Source organism: Pseudomonas sp. MSSRFD41 (genome assembly GCF_014230245.1).
GTDB classification, from domain to species: Bacteria; Pseudomonadota; Gammaproteobacteria; order Pseudomonadales; family Pseudomonadaceae; genus Aquipseudomonas; species Aquipseudomonas piscis.
Genome location: NZ_JACKZK010000002.1, coordinates 427,684 through 448,344, shown reverse-complemented (window position 1 = coordinate 448,344; position 20,661 = coordinate 427,684). Strand labels below are relative to the sequence as shown.

At 65.2% G+C, this 20,661-nt stretch carries 17 protein-coding genes and 1 pseudogene; 13 read left to right on the top strand and 5 right to left on the bottom strand.

Annotation, left to right across the window (positions count from 1 at the left end):
- Positions 1-1,340 precede the first annotated feature (1,340 nt).
- From H7A76_RS32730 to H7A76_RS05600, 12 genes and pseudogenes are all read left to right on the top strand, one after another.
- Positions 1,341-1,856: pseudogene (locus H7A76_RS32730) on the top strand (methyl-accepting chemotaxis protein); the annotation flags it as partial.
- A gap of 319 nt (positions 1,857-2,175) precedes the next feature.
- A complete protein-coding gene (gene aroQ, locus H7A76_RS05650) occupies positions 2,176-2,628 on the top strand; it encodes a type II 3-dehydroquinate dehydratase (RefSeq protein ID WP_185697587.1) in 453 nt (150 codons plus the stop codon).
- A gap of 48 nt (positions 2,629-2,676) precedes the next feature.
- Complete coding sequence (gene accB, locus H7A76_RS05645) at positions 2,677-3,141, top strand: acetyl-CoA carboxylase biotin carboxyl carrier protein (RefSeq protein WP_185697586.1); 465 nt, start codon at positions 2,677-2,679, stop codon at positions 3,139-3,141.
- 17 nt (positions 3,142-3,158) lie between these two features.
- On the top strand, positions 3,159-4,517 hold the full coding sequence (gene accC, locus H7A76_RS05640; RefSeq protein WP_185697585.1) for an acetyl-CoA carboxylase biotin carboxylase subunit: 1,359 nt from the start codon (positions 3,159-3,161) through the stop codon (positions 4,515-4,517).
- 180 nt (positions 4,518-4,697) lie between these two features.
- The gene (prmA, locus tag H7A76_RS05635) at positions 4,698-5,576 is read left to right on the top strand and encodes a 50S ribosomal protein L11 methyltransferase (RefSeq protein ID WP_185697584.1); all 879 of its coding nucleotides are present in this window, start codon (positions 4,698-4,700) and stop codon (positions 5,574-5,576) included.
- Between the two features lie 30 nt (positions 5,577-5,606).
- Positions 5,607-6,926: a DUF3426 domain-containing protein gene (locus tag H7A76_RS05630; protein WP_185697583.1), complete on the top strand. Its 1,320-nt coding sequence runs from the start codon at positions 5,607-5,609 to the stop codon at positions 6,924-6,926.
- 196 nt (positions 6,927-7,122) lie between these two features.
- On the top strand, positions 7,123-8,136 hold the full coding sequence (gene dusB, locus H7A76_RS05625; RefSeq protein WP_185697582.1) for a tRNA dihydrouridine synthase DusB: 1,014 nt from the start codon (positions 7,123-7,125) through the stop codon (positions 8,134-8,136).
- A complete protein-coding gene (fis, locus tag H7A76_RS05620) occupies positions 8,133-8,453 on the top strand; it encodes a DNA-binding transcriptional regulator Fis (protein WP_003186237.1) in 321 nt (106 codons plus the stop codon). Before dusB ends, fis begins: the two co-directional genes overlap by 4 nt.
- Before the next feature lie 83 nt (positions 8,454-8,536).
- A complete protein-coding gene (gene purH / locus H7A76_RS05615) occupies positions 8,537-10,144 on the top strand; it encodes a bifunctional phosphoribosylaminoimidazolecarboxamide formyltransferase/IMP cyclohydrolase (protein WP_185697581.1) in 1,608 nt (535 codons plus the stop codon).
- A 188-nt stretch (positions 10,145-10,332) separates the two neighbouring features.
- Complete coding sequence (gene purD / locus H7A76_RS05610; RefSeq protein WP_185697580.1) at positions 10,333-11,622, top strand: phosphoribosylamine--glycine ligase; 1,290 nt, start codon at positions 10,333-10,335, stop codon at positions 11,620-11,622.
- 101 nt (positions 11,623-11,723) lie between these two features.
- Positions 11,724-14,510, top strand: coding sequence for a hybrid sensor histidine kinase/response regulator (locus tag H7A76_RS05605; RefSeq protein WP_185697579.1), 2,787 nt, complete (start codon positions 11,724-11,726; stop codon positions 14,508-14,510).
- A 41-nt stretch (positions 14,511-14,551) separates the two neighbouring features.
- Complete coding sequence (locus H7A76_RS05600) at positions 14,552-15,145, top strand: MarC family protein (protein WP_185697578.1); 594 nt, start codon at positions 14,552-14,554, stop codon at positions 15,143-15,145.
- An 89-nt stretch (positions 15,146-15,234) separates the two neighbouring features.
- On the opposite strand, the gene H7A76_RS05595 is transcribed toward H7A76_RS05600, so the two are convergent.
- Positions 15,235-15,495, bottom strand: a complete 261-nt coding sequence (locus H7A76_RS05595; protein ID WP_185697577.1) for a hypothetical protein — start codon at positions 15,493-15,495, stop codon at positions 15,235-15,237.
- A gap of 91 nt (positions 15,496-15,586) precedes the next feature.
- On the opposite strand from H7A76_RS05595, the gene H7A76_RS05590 reads away from it, so the two are divergent.
- Positions 15,587-15,784 carry a hypothetical protein gene (locus H7A76_RS05590; protein WP_185697576.1) on the top strand — a complete coding sequence of 66 codons (198 nt, stop codon included), beginning with the start codon at positions 15,587-15,589 and terminating at the stop codon, positions 15,782-15,784.
- Positions 15,785-16,146: 362 nt separating this feature from the next.
- Here H7A76_RS05590 and cobJ read toward each other — a convergent pair whose 3' ends face one another.
- Genes cobJ through cobG form a run of 4 tightly spaced genes read right to left on the bottom strand, consistent with a single transcriptional unit; the run spans position 16,147 to position 20,621 of the window.
- A complete protein-coding gene (gene cobJ / locus H7A76_RS05585; protein WP_185697575.1) occupies positions 16,147-17,868 on the bottom strand; it encodes a precorrin-3B C(17)-methyltransferase in 1,722 nt (573 codons plus the stop codon).
- Positions 17,868-18,599, bottom strand: a complete 732-nt coding sequence (locus tag H7A76_RS05580) for a precorrin-2 C(20)-methyltransferase (protein WP_031320795.1) — start codon at positions 18,597-18,599, stop codon at positions 17,868-17,870. Before H7A76_RS05580 ends, cobJ begins: the two co-directional genes overlap by 1 nt.
- Positions 18,599-19,225: a precorrin-8X methylmutase gene (locus tag H7A76_RS05575; RefSeq protein ID WP_185697574.1), complete on the bottom strand. Its 627-nt coding sequence runs from the start codon at positions 19,223-19,225 to the stop codon at positions 18,599-18,601. The genes H7A76_RS05580 and H7A76_RS05575 overlap by 1 nt, the downstream gene beginning before the upstream one ends.
- Positions 19,218-20,621: a precorrin-3B synthase gene (gene cobG / locus H7A76_RS05570; protein ID WP_185697573.1), complete on the bottom strand. Its 1,404-nt coding sequence runs from the start codon at positions 20,619-20,621 to the stop codon at positions 19,218-19,220. Before cobG ends, H7A76_RS05575 begins: the two co-directional genes overlap by 8 nt.
- Positions 20,622-20,661: the final 40 nt, after the last annotated feature.

Below are 20,661 nucleotides of genomic sequence, written 5' to 3'. Positions count from 1 at the left end.
ACCTGCTGATGGAGCGCTACCTGGGCCTGTCCCAACAGTTCCAGAACCAGGCCGCGCGCAACATCGAGGACTACCTGACCAGCGGCGATGCCTTGCGCCTGAGCAGCGCCACCCAAGCCATCGAAGCCCTGCAAGGTGCCCTGCCCGAACTGCCGCCCCAACTGGCACGCAGCCTGAGTCCGAGCCTGGCCAGCCTCGCCGAGTTCAGCCAGACCGACCTGCTGGCCGCCGGCAAGCTGGCGGGCGATCCCCAGGCCCTGTTGTTGCAGGCCGAACGCGAGCTGGGCGCCAGCCTGGAGCAACTGAGCCAATACGCGAGCGGTGGCAAGACCGGCGAGGCCAATGCCTACCTGCCCCTGCTGCTGGCCGCTGCGCAGCACCTGGGCAAACTCTCGCTGGCCCGGGACAAGCTGGTCAGCACTGGGCGCAGCGAACTGGCAGCCGACGTCGAGCGCGAATTGAACAGCATCCGTGCCCAGGCCGAGCGCCTGGAGGCCCTGCCTTTACTGGGCGTGGCGACCAGCAGCGAGTCGAGCACCGATGACTTCGCCGCCATGATGGGCCTGGAGAACGCCCAGAAAAGCGCCGTCGAGGACGCCGGCATCGGCCTCAAGCGCGAGCTCAACAGTCTGCTCAATCGTTATCCCGCCGAGCTGGCGCGCACCCGCGAGCAGATCAAGAAACGCGCCGAGCTGAGCGCCGCGACCTTGCTGAAGATCACCGCCGTGCAGCAAGCGATCGCCGCACTGGAGCCGGAAGTGCGCGCCCAGCACGGCCAGATCCAGGGCGAAGTGCGACTGATGCAGGGGTTGATGATCGGCCTGATCCTGTTGATCGCCCTGGTGATCGACACCCTGCAGCGCAAGCTGGCGCGGGTCCTGACCAATCTCGCCCCGGCCCTGTCGACCTGGGCCGGGGGCGATTTCGGCCAGCCGATCCAGCTGGGCAGGACCAACTACGAACTGCATGCCATCGAAGCATCGCTGAACCGCTTGCGGGCCTACCTGGTGGACCTGGTGGATACCATTCGCCAGAACGCCGAACAGGTAGCCGGCAGCAGCCGGGCCTTGGCCGACCTCAGCAGCGGCCTGCACAGTGGCGCCGAACGCCAGGCTGGCGATACCGCGCAGATCCGCGATGCGCTGGGTGAACTGGAAGCCACCATCCAGCAGGTGGCCGGTGATGCCAGCCAGGCCGCGGAGGCCAGCCGCAGCGCCGGCCTGGCGGTCCAGCAGGGGCAGGAAGTCATAGGCCTGAGCCTCACCGGCTTGCATGCCCTTGTCGGGGAAGTCCAGGGCAATGCGCAGATGATCGAACACCTGGCCCAGGAGTCGGCCACCATCGGCGGCGTGCTGACGGTGATCCGCTCCATTGCCGAACAGACCAACCTGCTGGCGCTGAACGCCGCCATCGAAGCCGCCAGGGCCGGCGAGATGGGCCGGGGGTTTGCCGTGGTCGCCGAGGAAGTGCGCTCCCTGGCCCAGCGCACCGCTGGCGCCACTGCACAAATCCAGGCGCTGATCGCTGGCCTGCAAAGCGCCGCGCAGCAGTCGGTACAGGGCATGCGGGCCCAGGTCGAGCACGCCGAGGCCACTGCCAGCCAGGCCCAGGCGGCCGATGGCGCGCTGGATGAAATCGTCGGGGCGATCCAGACCATTGCCGAGACCGCGGTGCGGATCGCCGATGTCACGGCCCAGCAAAGTGGCGCGGTCAGCGAGATCCGCGACCACAGCGAGCGCATCCACCAACTGGGGGGCGACAACCTGCTGCGCATCGGCGAAGGCCGGACCCAGGGCGAGAACCTGCTGCACCTTGGCGACCAGTTGCACACGGCAGTGCAGGCCTTCCGCGTTTGAGCCGACCCACGCCGGCAACTGCCGCCCACTGTGCCAAGTCTGCGAGGGGCTTCCCTCCCGGGCCCACCGCGACCTGATCGGACCGCCGCCCCACATCGGCCGGAAAAACGCTCCGGGCGAAGCCAAGATCGGCGAAAAAGTCAGCAACCACTTCAGCAGCGCCTCATGACGGACATATGACCGGATTCCAGAGGCCAGTCACATATTTCGCGCAAACATCGGTCATCGTGCTGGCTATTGCCGGGAACTGGACAGTCACAAAGTCTTTCCGGCATAGTCGCCGGGTTCTGCCAACCGCCCCCCTGACAAGGAACGATCGATGGCCACCCTACTGGTTCTGCATGGCCCCAACCTGAATCTGCTCGGCACCCGCGAACCGGGAGTCTATGGCGCCACCACCCTGGCCCAGATCAACCAGGACCTGGAGCAGCGGGCCCGTGCCGCCGGGCATCACCTGCAGTACCTGCAGAGCAATGCCGAGTACGAACTGATCGAGCGCATCCATGCCGCGCGGGACGAAGGCGTGGATTTCATCCTGATCAATCCAGCGGCTTTTACACATACAAGCGTCGCATTACGTGACGCGTTGCTGGCGGTGAGCATCCCATTCATCGAAGTGCATTTGTCCAACGTGTACAAACGCGAACCTTTCCGCCATCACTCCTACTTTTCAGACGTTGCGGTAGGAGTGATCTGCGGCCTTGGCGCCAGCGGTTACCGACTGGCCCTGGAGGCCGCCCTGGAACAGCTTGAAATACAGGCAACTGCTTGAACAACAAGCGTTAAACGCCCCTGACCGACCCCTGGGAGTTGATGATTCATGGATATTCGTAAAGTCAAGAAGCTGATCGAACTGCTGGAAGAGTCCGGCATTGACGAACTGGAGATCAAGGAAGGCGAAGAGTCCGTACGCATCAGCCGTCACAGCAAGACTCCAGCCCAGCAGTACTACGCTCCGGCTCCAGTGGCCGCAGCTCCAGTGGCCGCTCCAGCCGCCGCTGCTCCTGCTGCCGCTGCCGCCCCGGCCGCTGCCGCCGCACCCGCGCTGAACGGCACCGTAGCCCGTTCGCCAATGGTCGGTACCTTCTACCGCAAATCCTCGCCAACCTCGCCAGCCTTCGTCGAAGTCGGCCAGAGCGTCAAGAAGGGCGACACCCTGTGCATCGTCGAAGCGATGAAGATGATGAACCACATCGAAGCTGAAACCAGCGGTGTGATCGAATCCATCCTTGTCGAAGACGGCCAGCCGGTTGAGTACGACCAACCGCTGTTCACCATCGTTTGAACCGCGGAGAGTCTTTGATGAAGCCTGCGAAGTTGGAAAAAGTCCTGATCGCCAACCGCGGCGAAATCGCCCTGCGGATCCTGCGTGCCTGCAAGGAAATGGGGATCAAGACCGTCGCCGTCTATTCCAAGGCCGACAAGGAGCTGATGCACCTGGGCCTGGCGGACGAGTCCGTGTGCATCGGCCCGGCGCAAGCCGCGCAGTCCTACCTGCACATCCCGGCCATCATCGCGGCCGCTGAAGTCACCGGCGCCACCGCGATCCACCCTGGCTACGGCTTCCTGGCGGAAAACGCCGACTTTGCCGAACAGGTGGAGAACTCCGGCTTTTCCTTCATTGGCCCCAAGGCCGAGACCATCCGCCTGATGGGCGACAAGGTTTCCGCCAAGCACGCCATGATCGCCGCCGGCGTGCCCACGGTTCCAGGTTCCGACGGCCCGCTGCCGGAAGACGAGGAAACCGCGCTGCGCATCGGCCGTGAAGTCGGCTATCCGGTGATCATCAAGGCCGCCGGCGGCGGCGGTGGTCGCGGCATGCGCGTGGTGCACAAGGAAGAAGACCTGATCGCCTCGGCGAAGCTGACCCGCTCCGAAGCCGGCGCGGCATTCGGCAACCCGATGGTCTACCTGGAGAAGTTCCTGACCAACCCACGCCACGTGGAAGTCCAGGTCCTTTCCGACGGCCAGGGCAACGCCATCCACCTGGGCGACCGCGACTGCTCCCTGCAACGCCGCCACCAGAAGGTACTGGAAGAAGCTCCGGCCCCGGGCATCGACGAGGCCGCCCGCCAGGAAGTCTTCGCTCGCTGCGTCCAGGCGTGCATCGACATCGGCTACCGTGGCGCCGGCACCTTCGAGTTCCTCTACGAGAACGGTCGCTTCTACTTCATCGAGATGAACACTCGCGTACAGGTAGAGCACCCGGTATCGGAGATGGTCACCGGTGTCGACATCGTCAAGGAGATGCTCAGCATCGCCGCTGGCAACAAGCTGTCCATCCGCCAGGAAGACGTGGTGATCCGCGGTCACGCCCTGGAGTGCCGGATCAACGCCGAAGACCCGAAAACCTTCATGCCAAGCCCAGGCACGGTCAAGCACTTCCATGCCCCGGGCGGCAACGGCGTGCGCGTCGACTCGCACCTGTACAGCGGCTACGCGGTTCCACCGAACTACGATTCGTTGATCGGCAAGCTGATCACCTACGGGGCAACCCGTGACGAAGCCATGGCGCGCATGCGCAATGCGCTGGACGAAATCGTCGTCGACGGGATCAAGACCAACATCCCGCTGCACCGCGACCTGACCCGTGACGAAGGCTTCTGCAAAGGGGGAGTGAACATTCACTACCTGGAGCACAAGCTGGCCGAGCAGCACTGATCGGCATTCGCCACACCCCCAAGGCCGCTTTCGAGCGGCCTTGGTGTTTCTGCGGGAACGAGGCTCCTGCAAATGCCTGCCTGCCTTGCCGCAGTCGTCTTCTGCCTCCTGCTCGCGTAAACTTGCGCGCTTCTCGCGGCCCACTAGGCTGCACATCACATATTTTCAAAGGTGCCCGCCATGCCTTGGCTGCAAGTCCGCCTCGCCATCAGCCCAGAACAAGCCGAAACCTATGAAGACGCTTTTCTTGAAGTCGGCGCCGTCTCGGTGACCTTCATGGATGCCGAAGACCAGCCGATCTTCGAACCCGAGCTGAACACCACCCCGCTGTGGTCCCACACCCATCTGCTGGCCCTGTTCGAGGGCGGCACCGAGGCCGCCAGCGTGCTGGCCCACCTCGAGTTGCTGACCGGCAGCCCGCTGCCCGAACATCACAGCGAAGTCATCGAGGACCAGGACTGGGAGCGCAGCTGGATGGACAACTTCCAGCCGATGCGTTTCGGCCAGCGCCTGTGGATCGTCCCCAGCTGGCACGCCGCTCCGGAACCGGATGCGGTCAACCTGCTGCTGGACCCGGGCCTGGCTTTCGGCACCGGCACCCACCCGACCACCGCCCTGTGCCTGGAGTGGCTCGACGGCCAGGACCTGAAGGACTGCGACGTCCTGGACTTCGGTTGCGGCTCGGGGATCCTGGCCATCGCCGCCCTGCTGCTGGGGGCCAGGCGCGCCGTGGGCACCGATATCGACGTGCAGGCCCTGGAGGCCTCCCGCGACAACGCCGGGCGCAACAACATCGCCGAGGAACTGTTCGCGCTGTACCTGCCGGAGCAGATGCCCCAGGAACAGGCCGACGTGCTGGTGGCCAACATCCTGGCCGGTCCGCTGGTGTCCCTGGCGCCGCAATTGTCCGGCCTGGTCAAGCCAGGTGGACGCCTGGCGCTCTCGGGCATCCTCGCCGAGCAGGGTGACGAGGTCGCCGCGGCCTATACCCAGGACTTCGATCTGGACCCGATCGCCAGCCTCGATGGCTGGGTGCGCATCACCGGCCGTCGGCGCTAGAATGGCCGCCTGCATAATCCGGATGGCCGCATGACCGACAGTTTCGTCACCCAGTGCCCGCATTGCCAAACCAGGTTCCGTGTCAGCCACGCCCAATTGAGCGTGGCTCGCGGAGTGGTTCGTTGCGGCTCCTGCCTGCAGGTGTTCAACGCTGCGCGGCAACTGCTCGAACAGCGCGCGGCCAAGGAAGGCGCGGCCGCCAAGCCGGCCGCCAAGCCGACCGCACCAGTGACGACACCCGCCCCCGTATCCCCTCCTCCGGCGGCGGAGCCGGAGCAACCGAAGCCGCAACCCGTTGCCGAGCCGGAACCGGCCCCGGTCCAGCGCGCCATCAGCCAGAAACAATGGTCGGCAGCGGAGATGGACCTGGACCATCTGGACCTCGACGAGGAACTGGCCAAGCTCGAGCAACGGGAAATCCAGCCGGCCAGGGCCTTCGGCCAGGAACGCGAGCCTCGGGAAAACGGCCTCAGCGCCCGGCGTGACCAACAGGACAACGACGAAGCCAACTGGCCCGGCGGCCTGTTCGGCAGCGCCGGCGAGCAGGACGAACCGGCCAGCCTCAAGGCCCCGGCCAAGGACGACGCCGAGCCCGAGCCGGCCAAGGCCGCCCGCACCGAACCCTCGCTGTCCTTCAACCTGGCGGACCTGGACGACGAGCCACCGTCCCCCAAGTTGCGCCTGGACGCCGACCTGGAACCCTTCGTGGCAAAGGTCCCCGCGCCCGCCCTCGAGGACGCAGACAAAACCCCAGTCCCGGCACCGGGCAAGAAACGCCGCGAACGCAGCGAACCGGGAGTCCAGGACGAAGTGCTGCTGGACCTGGTCGACGACCCGCTGCACCTGGATTGGCAAAAGCGTCGCTCGCCCTGGGGCCGGCGCCTGCTCTGGCTGTTGCTGATCCTGCTGGCCGCCGGTGGCCTGGCGGGCCAGTACATCGCCTATCACTTCGACGAACTGGCCCGCCAGGACCAGTACCGCCCCTGGTTCCAGCAACTGTGCCCGGAATTCGGATGTACGGTCCCCTCACGCGTGGACATCGGTCGGATCAAGAGCAGCAACCTGGTGGTACGCAGCCACCCGGAATTCAGCGGTGCCCTGGTAGTGGACGCCATCATCTACAATCGTGCGCCCTTCTCCCAGCCTTTCCCGCTGCTGGAACTGCGCTTCGCCGACCTCAACGGCCACCTGATCGCCAGTCGTAGCTTCAAGCCTGGGGAATACCTGGGCGGCGACCTGCAAGACGCGGCGGACATGCCACCGCAGACCCCGATCCACATCGCCCTCGATATTCTCGACCCCGGCCCCAAAGCCGTGAACTACAGTCTGAGTTTCCATTCGCCAGAGTGAAACGGCCGGAAGGGTTGGCGGACGACTCTGGATTGACGACAGATTCATGACAGTTCCCCGCGTATCGCTCACGGAAGCCGGCGGAAGAACTGTTCAGATTTTATCCAATTCAGCCTTTATCCGGTCATCGAGAGCGGGTATCATGCCAACCCTTTTTCGAACTCTCATGATCCGGCCCCCACAACAGGGAAGTCCTATGTCGGCGGTACGCATCGGCCCATACATACTGCAAAACGGCTTGGTTCTCGCCCCGATGGCGGGAGTGACCGACCAGCCCTTTCGTCAGCTTTGCAAGCAATTGGGTGCCGGCCTTGTAGTCTCGGAAATGGTCACCAGCGACATGAGCTTGTGGAACAGCCGCAAATCGCGGCTGCGCATGATCCACGAAGGCGATCCCGAGCCGCGCTCGGTACAGATTGCCGGTGGCGATGCACAGATGCTGGCGGACGCCGCCCGCGCCAACGTCGAGTTGGGTGCACAGATTATTGATATCAACATGGGTTGCCCGGCGAAGAAGGTCTGCAACAAGGCCGCCGGCTCCGCATTGCTGAAAGACGAAGTCCTGGTCAACGAGATTCTCCAGGCGGTGGTGGCCGCGGTGGACGTACCGGTCACCCTGAAGATCCGCACCGGCTGGGACCGGCAGAACAAGAACGGCCTGACCGTGGCGAAGATCGCCGAACAGGCTGGCATCACGGCACTGGCGGTCCACGGCCGGACCCGCGCCGACCTGTACACCGGTGAAGCCGAGTACGACACCATCGCCGCGATCAAGCAGGCGGTGTCGATCCCGGTCTTCGCCAATGGCGATATCGACTCGCCCGAGAAGGCCCGGCAAGTATTGAATGCCACCGGTGCCGACGGGCTGTTGATCGGCCGGGCCGCCCAGGGGCGGCCATGGATTTTTCGTGAGATCGAACACTTCCTGCGCACCGGTGAAACCCTCCCGGCACCGCAGCTGTTCGAAGTGGAGCGGATTCTGCTGGAGCACCTGGCCGCGCTGCATGCCTTCTATGGGGATGTCATGGGCGTACGCATTGCACGCAAGCATGTGGGCTGGTATCTCGCAACCCTGCCGGGCGCCAGGGAGTTCCGCGCCCACTTCAATCGTTTGGAAGATACGGAAGCACAGTGCGCCAACGTCCGTGAGTTCTTCGCCGGACGTTACAAGAGCCTGGAAACAGGGGACGGAGAGGGGGTGGCCGCATGACGATGATGACCGAGACTTTAGTGAGTGGAACAACACCCGTGAGCGACAACGTGAATTTGAAACAGCACCTCAATACCCCCAGCGAAGAAGGCCAGACCCTTCGCGGGAGTGTCGAGAAGGCGCTGCACAATTATTTCGCCCACCTTGAGGGCGCTGCCGTCACGGACGTGTACAACCTGGTGCTCTCCGAAGTCGAGGCCCCGCTGCTCGAAAGCGTGATGAACTACGTCAAGGGCAACCAGACCAAGGCCAGCGAACTCCTGGGCCTGAACCGCGGAACCCTGCGCAAGAAACTCAAGCAGTACGATTTGCTGTAAGCATTCAACCAAACCAGGAAGGCGCCCGCGTAAAAAACGGTCGCCTTTTTTGCTGACCCCCTAGCTTGTTGATGGAAATTGAGATGACCGACCAGACTACCCGCCTGCCGATCCGCCGCGCCTTGATCAGTGTTTCCGACAAGACCGGGATCCTCGAATTCGCCAAGGAGCTGGAAGCCCTCGGCGTCGAGATCCTCTCTACCGGCGGGACCTTCAAGCTGCTGCGGGACAATGGCGTGTCCGCAGTGGAAGTCGCGGATTACACCGGTTTTGCGGAAATGATGGACGGCCGGGTCAAGACCCTGCATCCGAAGATCCACGGCGGCATCCTGGGCCGTCGCGGTATCGACGACGCCATCATGAGCGAGCACGGCATCAAGCCGATCGACCTGGTGGCGGTCAACCTCTATCCCTTCGAAGCCACCATCTCCAAGCCCGGCTGCGACCTGCCGACCGCGATCGAGAACATCGACATCGGCGGCCCGACCATGGTTCGCTCCGCCGCCAAGAACCACAAGGACGTGGCCATCGTGGTCAACGCCAGCGACTACGCCAGCGTCCTGGATAACCTCAAGGCCGGCGGCCTGACCTACGCCCAGCGCTTCGACCTGATGCTCAAGGCCTTCGAGCACACCGCGGCCTACGACGGCATGATCGCCAACTACATGGGCACCATCGACCAGGCCAAAGAGACCCTGTCGACCGAAGGCCGCAGCGAATTCCCGCGCACTTTCAACAGCCAGTTCGTCAAGGCCCAGGAAATGCGCTACGGCGAGAACCCGCACCAGAGCGCGGCCTTCTACGTCGAGGCCAAGAAAGGCGAGGCCAGCATCTCCACCGCCCTGCAGTTGCAAGGCAAGGAACTGTCGTTCAACAACGTGGCCGACACCGACGCCGCGCTGGAATGCGTGAAGAGCTTCGTCAAGCCGGCCTGCGTCATCGTCAAGCACGCCAACCCCTGCGGCGTGGCCGTGGTCCCTGAAGACGAAGGCGGCATCCGCAAGGCCTACGACCTGGCCTATGCCACCGATACCGAGTCGGCGTTCGGCGGCATCATCGCCTTCAACCGCGAGCTGGACGGTGAAACCGCCAAGGCCATCGTCGATCGTCAGTTCGTCGAAGTGATCATCGCCCCGAAAATCTCCCAGGCTGCCCGCGAAGCAGTGGCGGCCAAGCAGAACGTGCGCCTGCTCGAATGCGGCGAGTGGCCGGCCGAGCGCGCCGCCGGTTGGGACTTCAAGCGGGTCAACGGTGGCCTGCTGGTGCAGAGCCGCGATATCGGCATGATCAGCGCCGATGACTTGAAGATCGTTACCCAGCGTGCTCCGACCGAACAGGAAATCCACGATTTGGTATTCGCCTGGAAAGTGGCCAAGTTCGTAAAATCCAACGCCATCGTCTACGCCAAGAACCGCCAGACCATCGGTGTCGGCGCCGGCCAGATGAGCCGCGTCAACTCCGCCCGCATCGCCGCCATCAAGGCCGAGCATGCCGGCCTGCAAGTGCAGGGCGCGGTCATGGCTTCCGACGCCTTCTTCCCGTTCCGCGACGGCATCGACAATGCCGCCAAGGTCGGCATCCGCGCCGTGATCCAGCCTGGCGGCTCGATGCGTGACGCCGAAGTGATCGCCGCCGCCGACGAAGCCGGCATCGCGATGGTGTTCACCGGCATGCGCCACTTCCGCCACTAATACGGCAGCGGCCGCACTGAAGCAGGCATCTGCTGCGTTGAGGCCGGTTCCACTGATGCTCATTGCCAGAAGGCAACTCCGCTCATCGGAACCGGCCCCGCCTTGCATCTACCTACTTCATTGCGACCTCCTGAAGCGTGAAGCGCTCCAGGCACCTAACAGAATTTGCGTCATCCGAGGTTTTTGAAATGAATGTGTTGATCATTGGTAGCGGCGGTCGTGAACACGCCCTGGCCTGGAAAGTCGCTCAGGACCCACGGGTCGAAAAAGTATTCGTCGCTCCCGGCAACGCCGGTACCGCCATCGAGGCCAAGTGCGAGAACGTGGCCATCGACGTGCTGGCCCTTGAGCAACTGGCCGACTTCGCCGAGAAGAACGTTGCCCTGACCATCGTCGGTCCGGAAGTGCCGCTGGTGGCCGGTGTGGTCGACCTGTTCCGTGCCCGTGGCCTGGACTGCTTCGGCCCGACCCAGGGCGCGGCCCAGCTGGAAGGCTCCAAGGCCTTCACCAAGGATTTCCTGGCCCGCCACAAGATCCCCACCGCCGACTACCAGAACTTCACCGAGATCGAGCCGGCCCTGGCCTACCTGCGGGAAAAAGGCGCGCCGATCGTGATCAAGGCCGACGGCCTGGCCGCTGGCAAGGGCGTGATCGTCGCCATGACCCTGGCCGAGGCCGAGGAAGCCGTGCGCGACATGCTCGCCGGCAACGCTTTCGGTGACGCCGGTTCGCGCGTGGTGATCGAAGAGTTCCTCGATGGCGAGGAAGCCAGCTTCATCGTCATGGTCGACGGCAAGAACGTGCTGCCCATGGCCACCAGCCAGGACCACAAGCGCGTCGGCGATGGCGACACTGGCCCGAATACCGGTGGCATGGGCGCCTATTCGCCTGCCCCGGTGGTCACCGCCCAGGTGCACCAGCGCGTGATGGACCAGGTCATCTGGCCGACCGTGCGCGGCATGGCCGAGGAAGGCAACGTCTATACCGGCTTCCTCTACGCGGGCCTGATGATCGACAAGGCCGGCAACCCGAAAGTCATCGAGTTCAACTGCCGTTTCGGCGACCCGGAAACCCAGCCCGTCATGCTGCGCCTGCAATCGAGCCTGGTGCTGCTGGTGGAAGCCGCCCTGGCCCAGGCCCTGGACAAGGTCGAGGCCCAGTGGGACCCGCGTCCGAGCCTGGGTATCGTCCTCGCGGCCGGCGGCTATCCTGGTGACTATGCCAAGGGCGCGGCCATCACCGGCCTGGACGCCGCCGCCGCGCTGGAAGGCAAGGTCTTCCACGCCGGCACCGCGCTCAAGGACGGCCAGATCGTCACCGCCGGTGGCCGGGTGCTGTGCGCCACTGCCATGGGCGCCAGCGTCGACCAGGCACAGCAGCAAGCCTACCGCCTGGCGAGCGAAATCGACTGGCAGGGCTGCTTCTACCGCAAGGACATCGGCTACCGTGCCATTGCCCGCGAGCGCGGCGAACAGTAAGGCTCGCACGAAACCCCGGCAAGGGCCTCCAGGCCCTTGCCGGGCGCTCATTGCGCCGCGCATAGTTATAATCAGGCATCAACCAACGAAGGGATTTCGCCGTGCGCTGGCTCAGGATTGCCCTAGGCTTCACCGTCACATTGCTGACCCTGCTCTGCATGAATCCGGCCCTGGCCGCTCAAGGCAGTGGCTGGGCGGTGCTGCTCGACGATCAGGGCGACCTGCAACTCAGTGACATCCGTTCCCCGCGCTACACCAACCAATTCAGCCCCATCGAACTGGACAAGCTCACCGCCGCCGAGCCCAACGGCGCCCTGTGGTTGCGCTTCAAGCTCCAGCCGGGGCCCCATGAGCAGATCCTGCGGATCTTCGCTCCCGACCTGTCCCACCTGAATCTCTACGTGCTCGAAGGCGACCAGCTGATCGAGCAAGTGAACACCGGCTCCAGCCAGCCCCAGACGGAAAAGCCGCTGCCCAGCAGCGACTTCGCGTTGCCATTGCCCCAGAGCAGCAAGACACTGGACGTCTACGTACGCCTGGTGTCCGAACACGAACTGCGCCCCTACATCACCCTGCAAGCGGCGGTGATGGCCGCCGCCAGCCAGGGCCAGACCCTGGTCTACGGCCTGCTGTTCGGCTGCCTGGCGATGCTGATCCTGCACAACCTCACACGCTTCGCCTACACCCGCTCGCGCAGCAGCCTGTGGCTGGCAGTCTGCGAGGCCCTGCTGACCCTCAGCCTGATGATGCTGCTGAACCTGTTCGGCCCCTGGCTGCCGGACTGGCAGTCCCTGCAGACGCCCGGCGCCTACCTGGCACTGCTGCTGACCGCCCCTGCCGGCATGATGTTCGCCTATCGGTTCTTCTCCCCGGTGGGGCCGCATCCGCTGAACCGCCTGCTAATGGGCAACATCCTGCTGATCGCCCTGGCCGGCCTGTTGCTGCTGTTCATCAGCAGCCTGCCGCTGAACATCGTCACTTATGCCCTGGTGGCCCTGGCCGGCCTGAGCATGCTGTTCATCGGCGGTTACCACTGGCACAAGGGCTATCGCCCGGCCCGCTGTTTCGTCGCCGCCATGGCGATCTTCAACTTCGGCACCCTGGTGATCATGCCCGCCCTGCTCGGCCTGACACTGGTGCCTCCCCAAGGGCTGATCGTGACCTTGATGAGCGTGGTGTGCGTGGCCGGCCTGCTGATGAGCGTGGCCCTGGGCGAGCGCCAGCGCCACATTACCGAGAACCGTTTCAGCGCCAGCCGCGACCTGGCCGCCAGCACCGCCGAGGTCAACGCCAAGGCCGAGTTCCTGGCCAAGATCAGCCACGAGATCCGCACCCCGATGAACGGCGTGCTGGGCATGACCGAGCTGCTGCTGGGCACGCCGCTGTCGGTCAAGCAGCGCGACTACGTGCAGACCATCCACAGCGCCGGCAACGAGCTGCTGACCCTGATCAACGAGATCCTCGACATTTCCAAGCTCGAATCCGGGCAGATCGAGCTGGACGACGTGCAGTTCGATCTCAATGCCCTGATCGAAGACTGCCTGAGCATCTTCCGGGCCAAGGCCGAGCAGCAGAACGTCGAGCTGATCAGCTTCATCCAGCCCCAGGTGCCGCGGGTCATCAGTGGCGATCCGACACGGCTGCGCCAGGCCCTGCTGAGCTTGCTGGAAAACGCCCTGAAGAAGACCGACGAAGGCGAAGTGCTGATCGTCGTCGCCCTCGACGAGCGCAGCAGCAAACCGCGCCTGCGCATTGCCGTGCAAGATAGCGGGCAGCCCATGGAGCCCGAGGAGCGCGACGCCCTGCTGCATACCGAGCTGCACAGCAAGAATTTCCTGGCCACCACCCGCCTGGGCGGTAACCTCGGCCTGGTGATCGCCCGCCAGTTGATCCTGTTGATGCATGGCGAGTTCGGGATCAAGAGCGGCAACCAGCAGGGCAGTACCCTGTGGCTGACCCTGCCGCTGGATGCCGAGCGCCTGGAGCATCCCACCGCCGACCTCGACGGCCCGCTGCAAGGGGCCCGGGTCTTGGTGGTGGACGACAACGACACCTGCCGCAAGGTCCTGGTGCAGCAATGCAGCGCCTGGGGCCTGAACGTCAGCGCCGTGCCTTCGGGCAAGGAAGCCCTGGCCCTGCTGCGGACCAAGGCGCACCTGCGCGACTACTTCGACGTGGTCCTGCTGGACCAGAACATGCCCGGCATGACCGGCATGCAACTGGCGGCGAAGATCAAGGAAGACCCGAGCCTGAACCACGACATCCTGCTGATCATGCTCACCGGCATCAGCAACGCGCCGAGCAAGGTGATCGCACGCAACGCGGGGATCAAGCGCATCCTCGCCAAGCCAGTGGCCGGCTACACCCTCAAGACCACCCTGGCCGACGAGCTCAGCCACCGTGACAAGGCGCCCGCCACGCCCTACAACCAGCCCCTGGCCCAGGTCCTGGGCCCGGAGCCGATCACCGTGCCCAGCGATTTCCGCATCCTGGTGGCCGAGGACAACAGCATCTCCACCAAGGTGATCCGCGGCATGCTCGGCAAGCTCAACCTGCAGCCCGATACCGCCAGCAACGGCGAGGAAGCCCTGCAGGCGATGAAAGCCAAGCGCTACGACCTGGTGCTGATGGACTGCGAGATGCCGGTGCTCGACGGGTTCTCCGCCACCCAGCAACTGCGGGCCTGGGAAGTGGGCAACCAGCGAGTGCGCACGCCGGTGGTAGCCCTCACCGCCCATATCCTGGCCGAGCACAAGGAGCGCGCGCGCCAGGCCGGCATGGACGGGCACATGGCCAAGCCGGTGGAGCTCTCGCAACTGCGCGAACTGGTGGAGCACTGGGTCACCCAACGCGATTTGCGCGAACGCAGCGCCGCCCACACCAGCTGAGTTAAACTCTGGCTCGCCCTCCCTAGTCGTGAGCTTCCACCATGCTCCACGTGCTGTTCAGCGTTTACCTGAAGATGCTGGTGCTCTACAGCCCCTTCTTCGTCCTCTCGTGTTTCATCAGCCTGACCCGTGGCTACTCCCTCAAGGAGCGTCGGCGCCTGGCCTGGAAAGTCGCCCTGGCGACCCTGGTCTCCAGCGTGCTGCTGTACCTGTTCGGGCGGGTGATCTTCGGTGTGTTCGGCATCACCGTGGATGCGTTCCGCATCGGCGCGGGCTCGGTGCTGTTCATCTCCGCCCTGGGCATGGCCCAGGGCAAGTCGGCGGTACAGACCGACAACGTGCAGCAGGACGTGACGATAGTCCCGCTGACCATCCCCCTGACCGTCGGCCCCGGCACCATCGGCGCCCTGCTGGTGATGGGCGTCAGCCAGCCACACTGGGACGACAAGCTCACCGCCATCCTCAGCATCGCCCTGGCCAGCCTCACGGTGGGCGTGGTGCTGTACCTGTCCAACCGCATCGAGCGCATCCTCGGCGACCAGGGCCTGCAGATCGTCAGCCGGTTGATGGGCCTGTTCGTCTGTGCCCTGGCGGCGCAGATCATCTTCACCGGGGTCAAGGGCTACCTGGGGTAGAAGCAGCTGCAAGCTTCAAGCTTTAAGCGGCAAGAACAAGCGGGCTCACTGGGGACAGTGAGCCTGTGCTGTTTCTGGGGTGGGGCTTTTTATGCCTGCAGCCGCCACTGCAAGGCATCCAGGGCGTCGCAGCCGTCTTGCAACAGGAGGTGAGCGGCGTTGACGAAGTGAATCAAATCCTGATCACCCACGCCTTTGACACTCAGGCAGTTGAGGCTGTGCATCAGATCTCGCGAGGCCTTGATGCGCTGCACCGCACCGCCATGCAAGTCCGCAGCGGGCGCGTTGCGGTCGAGGTGGAAAACCGGGGTGGGGGTGAGATTGCTTTGTAGGGGGATGAAGTCGGTCATTGGAAAGCTCCATGGTTAGCATTTCTGTATTCATAGAGTTGCTTTCCGACCGGCTAAGATCGGCCGCCGATGCGTCGGCGGCCGGGCAACTATGGCTTTGCAAAAAACCAGCGGCAATCGCCAAAGTGTTGCCATTGCCTTGCGCAGAACCAGACTTGCCGCACCAACCGGGAACGAACCCATACCTCCTGTAGCCGACCGGGAGGTCGCGCATGGCGCCGATTCCGGCTCCGTCGTCGGCTTTGGCTTTGGCTTTGGCTTTGGCTTTGGCTTTGGCTTTGGCTTTTGATCTTGCTTTTGATCCACCCGCCCCATCGGCAGGCCGAGTGGAGGTGTTCATCAGGGGGATGGCGCGTAGCGCCCCTCGACGCAGTCGAGGACATCGCCGGCGGCGATGGCCCCCTGATGGGCGCCGGAGCGAGGGCCGTACGCTAGGGGCAAGACCTTTTGGTTACTTTTGGCTGGGCCGGCATTCCGGGCGTTTGCCAAAAGTGACCCGCCGTAAGGGCGGAACCGTAAGCCGCCGTTACCGCAGCAACGGATATGTACACCGTCCAAAACATGCAGCGCCAGAACGGGCGCCATCGCGGGCAAGTCGGATCGCCGCCCGCTCGCTCCTACAAAAGCGTGCCCTACCGTGGCAGCGCAGGCCTACGGCTTCTCGCCATACCAACGAGGCGTATACACCCACTCCCCCCCTTCGGCTTTAGGGAACACGCACGTAGTGGACGATCCCACCAACACCATGGTCCGCATATCCACCTGTTCCGGCGTCAAGGCGCCCAGGGTAATGACCCGCAGGGTCTGCCCCGGCCGCCCGATGTCCCGCCCCAGCACCACCGGCGTCTGCGGCGTCCGGTGCTGACGCACAATCTCCAGCGCCCGCCCCAATTGCCACGGCCGCGAACGCGAAATCGGGTTATAGAACGCCAAAGCCAGATCGGCCTGGGAGGCCAGGTCCAGGCGCTTCTCGATGATCTCCCAGGGCTTGAGGTTGTCCGACAGCGACAACACGCAGAAGTCGTGGCCCAGTGGCGCGCCCGCCTGGGCGGCGGTGGCCAGGGAGGCAGACACCCCGGGCAGGATCTCCAGGTCGACGTTGTGCCAGCCCGGGTCGCTGGACTCATGCAGCGCTTCGAGCACCGCCGCGGCCATGGCAAAGACACCCGGATCACCGGAAGACACCACCACCACCGAACGGCCCTGGGCCGCCAGCTCGAAGGCGTGGCGGGCACGCTGCATTTCCTCGCGGTTGTCGGTGCAGTGCATGACCTGGTCGGCGCGGAACGGGCCGGCCATGCGCACATAGGTTTCGTAGCCGAGGATGTCCTGGGCCCGGGCCAGTTCGGCCTTGACCGCCGGCACCATCAGTTCGGCGGCGCCCGGCCCCAGGCCGATCACGGCCAGGCGACCACGGGGCTGGCCGATCCGCTGCGGGTCCAGGGGCTGGCTGGCCACGGCGATGGCAATGTCCTCGCCCACACTGAGGGGCGGCAGCAATTGCGGCACCGCTTGTTGCGCCAGCTCCGCCGCGCTGCTGGCCGCCGGAGCAAAACGCAGCGGCACCCCCAGCTCGGCGGCGGCTTCACGCAAGGCCGGGCTGGCCATTTCACTGGCGGCGGCCAGCAGGCAAGCGACGGATTGGCGAGCGATCCCGGCCTGGTGCAGAGCGGCCCGCAGATGCTCGGCCAACTCGGGGCCGCTATCGCGAGCCAGCTCGTTCCTGCAGGTGAGTGCGATGAGGACACTGCGCGGGTAGATCAGCAGTTCGTTGGCGGTGGGCTCGCGCTCGGCGGAACCGACCCGGATGGTCAACCGAGCTTCGCGATCTTCCGGCAAGCGGGCCTCGGCCAGCCAGGGCGCGGCGCCTTCGATGCGCACGCTTTCACCGCCCAGCAGGTCGGAGACGAAGCGCTTGCCCAGCTCCAGGTCGCCCAGGGCATAGCCGCTGGGTGGATTGAGCAGACAGGTGCCGAAGCGCAGCTCGCCACTGGTGGTGATGGCTGCTGCTACGCCCAGGCCGGCAGCGATTTCCCGCGCCATGACGTTGACCCCACCCAGGCCGCCCAGCAATGGCACCACCGCGCTGCCGTCCTCGGCCACTGCCAGTACCGGCGGCTCGGCGCCCTTCTCCAGCAGCAGCGGCGCCAGGGTGCGGATCACGATGCCGGCGGCGCACAGGGCGATGATCGGCGTGTCTTGTTGATAGAGCTGGCGCAGGGTCGCGCCGAACCCCTGGTAACTGCGGTCGGCGCCCGTGGTGCGCTCGGCCAGGCCGTAGACCAGGGCATCGGGGTACAGGCGCTGGATCCGCCGCGCGGTATCGAGGCTGCCTTGGCCAAGGATGACGATGGCCGGAATCGAACGCGCCATCAGCCTTGCCACCTTTGTCCGGGAACGATGATCAACGAGAAGTACGGCGACGACATCGGCTCCACCTCGTCCAGGGGCACGATCTTCTGGTTGGCCATGGTCGCGCGCTCGACATACAGCGCCCGCTGCGCCAGCCCCAGCTCATCCAGGACCTGGCGGACCTTGGGGAAATTGCGCCCCAGCTTCATCACCACTGCCGCGTCGGCATCGGCCAGGCGGCGCTTGAGCTCCTCATGGGGCAGCACCCCGGACAGCACCGACAGGCTCTGGTTGCGATACACCAGCGGCGCCCCCAGCACCGAGGCGCCGCCGAGCATCGAGCAGACCCCCGGCACCACTTCGGCCTGGTAGCGCTCGGCCAGGCGGTCGTGCAGGTACATGTAGGAGCCGTAGAAGAACGGGTCGCCCTCGCAGATCACCGCCACATCGCGGCCGGCATCCAGGTGCTCGGCCACTTGCACGCTGGCTTCGTCGTAGAAATCGCTGATCACCTGCTCATAGGACAGCGGCGCCGGCAGCGCTTCGGTGGTCACCGGGTAGACCAGCGGCAGCAGGGTCTGCGCCTCTTGCAGGTGCGCTTCGATGATGCCGAAGGCATTGCCCTTTTTCCCCTTGGCGACGAAGTAGGCCACCACCGGCGACTCGCGCAGCAGGCGCAGGGCCTTGAGGGTAATCAGTTCCGGATCACCAGGGCCCACGCCGAGGCCGATCAAACGTCCAGGTTGCTGCATCATTCGATCTCCGTGGCCAGGGCGTTGACGGCGGCGGCGGCCATGGCACTGCCGCCCAGGCGGCCTTGCATGATCACGAACGGCACGCCACGGCTGTCGGCGGCCAGCATCGCCTTGGATTCGGCAGCGCCGACGAAACCCACCGGGAAGCCAAGGATCAGCGCTGGCTTAGGTGCGCCAGCGTCGAGCATTTCCAACAGGTAGAACAGCGCGGTGGGGGCATTGCCGATCACCACCACGCTGCCTTCCAGGTAGGGCCGCCACAGTTCCAGGGCCACCGCCGAACGGGTGTTGCCCAGCTCCCGGGCCAGCTGCGGCACACTCTCGTCACGCAGGGTGCAGATTACCGGGTTGTTGGCCGGCAGCCGTGCCCGGGTGATGCCTTCGGACACCATCCGCGCATCGCAGAGGATCGGCGCCCCAGCAGCCAGGGCCTCGCGCCCGGCCTTGCCGGCGCCCTCGGAAAACTGCAGGCCATCGATGGCCTCGACCATGCCGCAGGCGTGGATCACCCGTACCGCGAGTTTTTCCAGGTCGGCCGGAATGCGTTCTAGCCTGGCTTCTTCGCGGATGATCGCGAAGGAGTTGCGATAGATCTCCTGACCGTCGCGGATGTAATCAATCATCAAGGTGGCTCCGTTGGCGGACATCAAGCAGCGCTTGTGCCGCTTCTATAGAAAGGTTGCGCGCGCGCAGCCTGCCGAACCCCGGCTGCGTGGCGTCGCGCACATACAAGTCGTAGCGTCCCGGGGCCACCGCCAGCAGGGTGGTGGGCGCCACATGGGCCGCAGCGCACGTGCGCAGGCAGCCAGAAAGGTGTACCGCCGCCTGTTGCCCCTGGGCCTGCAACAAGGCCGCCAGGCGCAGCGCATCGCCCTTGGTGTCGGCCTGGGCCTTGGCGCAACCGCTGGAGCCGGTGCAGGCGATCAAGTGGGCCAGGGCCTGCTCGGGGCGGCAGAGCAGGCCCAGTTCGGCCAGGCCAGCGGTGACCGCCGGAGCATCCGCCACGGCAATTTCGGGCAGCAGCAGACTCTGCCAAGGCGTCAGGCGCAGGCTGGAATCGCCATAGCGCTGGGCCAGTTGCGCGGCCCCCTTGAGCATGCCCGGGTCGAGCCGCCCCAGGGGCGCGACCGCACCGACATAGACCCGCCCGGCCACGGCCTGTGGATAAGTTCCCAGGTGCAAGCCCTCGGCTACCGCCGGCCGGCGCCAGCCATCGACGCTCAGCAGCGGGCCGCCCAGGCGCTGTCGCACCTGGAGCAGAAATTCCGCCACCGGCACCTGGGCCAGCAAGTGCCGCATACGGGTCTGCTCGGGGCTCGCCAGGTCGAGGAACGCCTCCAGCACCGCCACCAGCAGGTCATGGCCCTGCTCCAGCGGCACCGCCGCCAGCGGCGCATCCGCCAGGCAACCAGCCAGGCCGAAGGCCAGCAACCGCTGGCCCTCGCGCTCGCAAGCTGCCAGCCACAAGTCGTGATGATGCTGGAGCATGGCCAGGTCCTCGCCACCGTCCAGTTGCACGGCGAACTTGGGCGACAACTCGTGGAACCGTGGATGACCTTGCAGGGTGTGCAGGATCTGCGCCGCCAGGGGCCGGGTATCGACCAGGCACTGGCGGTCGATACCGGCGCTGGGGCTGAGCATCAGGTTGCGCACATCGTCGCCGGCCGCCGTGGTCGGCCCCAGGCCTGCCTCCAGCAGCTTGGCGATCAGCGCCTGGTGCTCGCCGCCGATGCCACGGATCTGCAGGTTGGCGCGGTTGGTGGCCTCGATCACCCCGCCGGCGAACAGCTGCGCTGCCTCGGCCACGGCCACGGCCTGGGCCGCACTGATGACCCCGCCGGCCAGCTTGATCCGGCAGATACCGCCGTCCAGGGCCGGGACGATACGCAACAACCCCGGACAGGCCGAGGGACGGATGGCAGTGGACAGCGGACGTGGGTTCAAAGGGGTGACCGGCAGTGTGGGAAAAACGCTTCGCGGGCGAAGGCGCGGTATTATGCCTGCTTTGTCCGAAGGCATGAAAAGCCTGCCTGTCGGAACCCTGGCTTTTGTGTTCGAG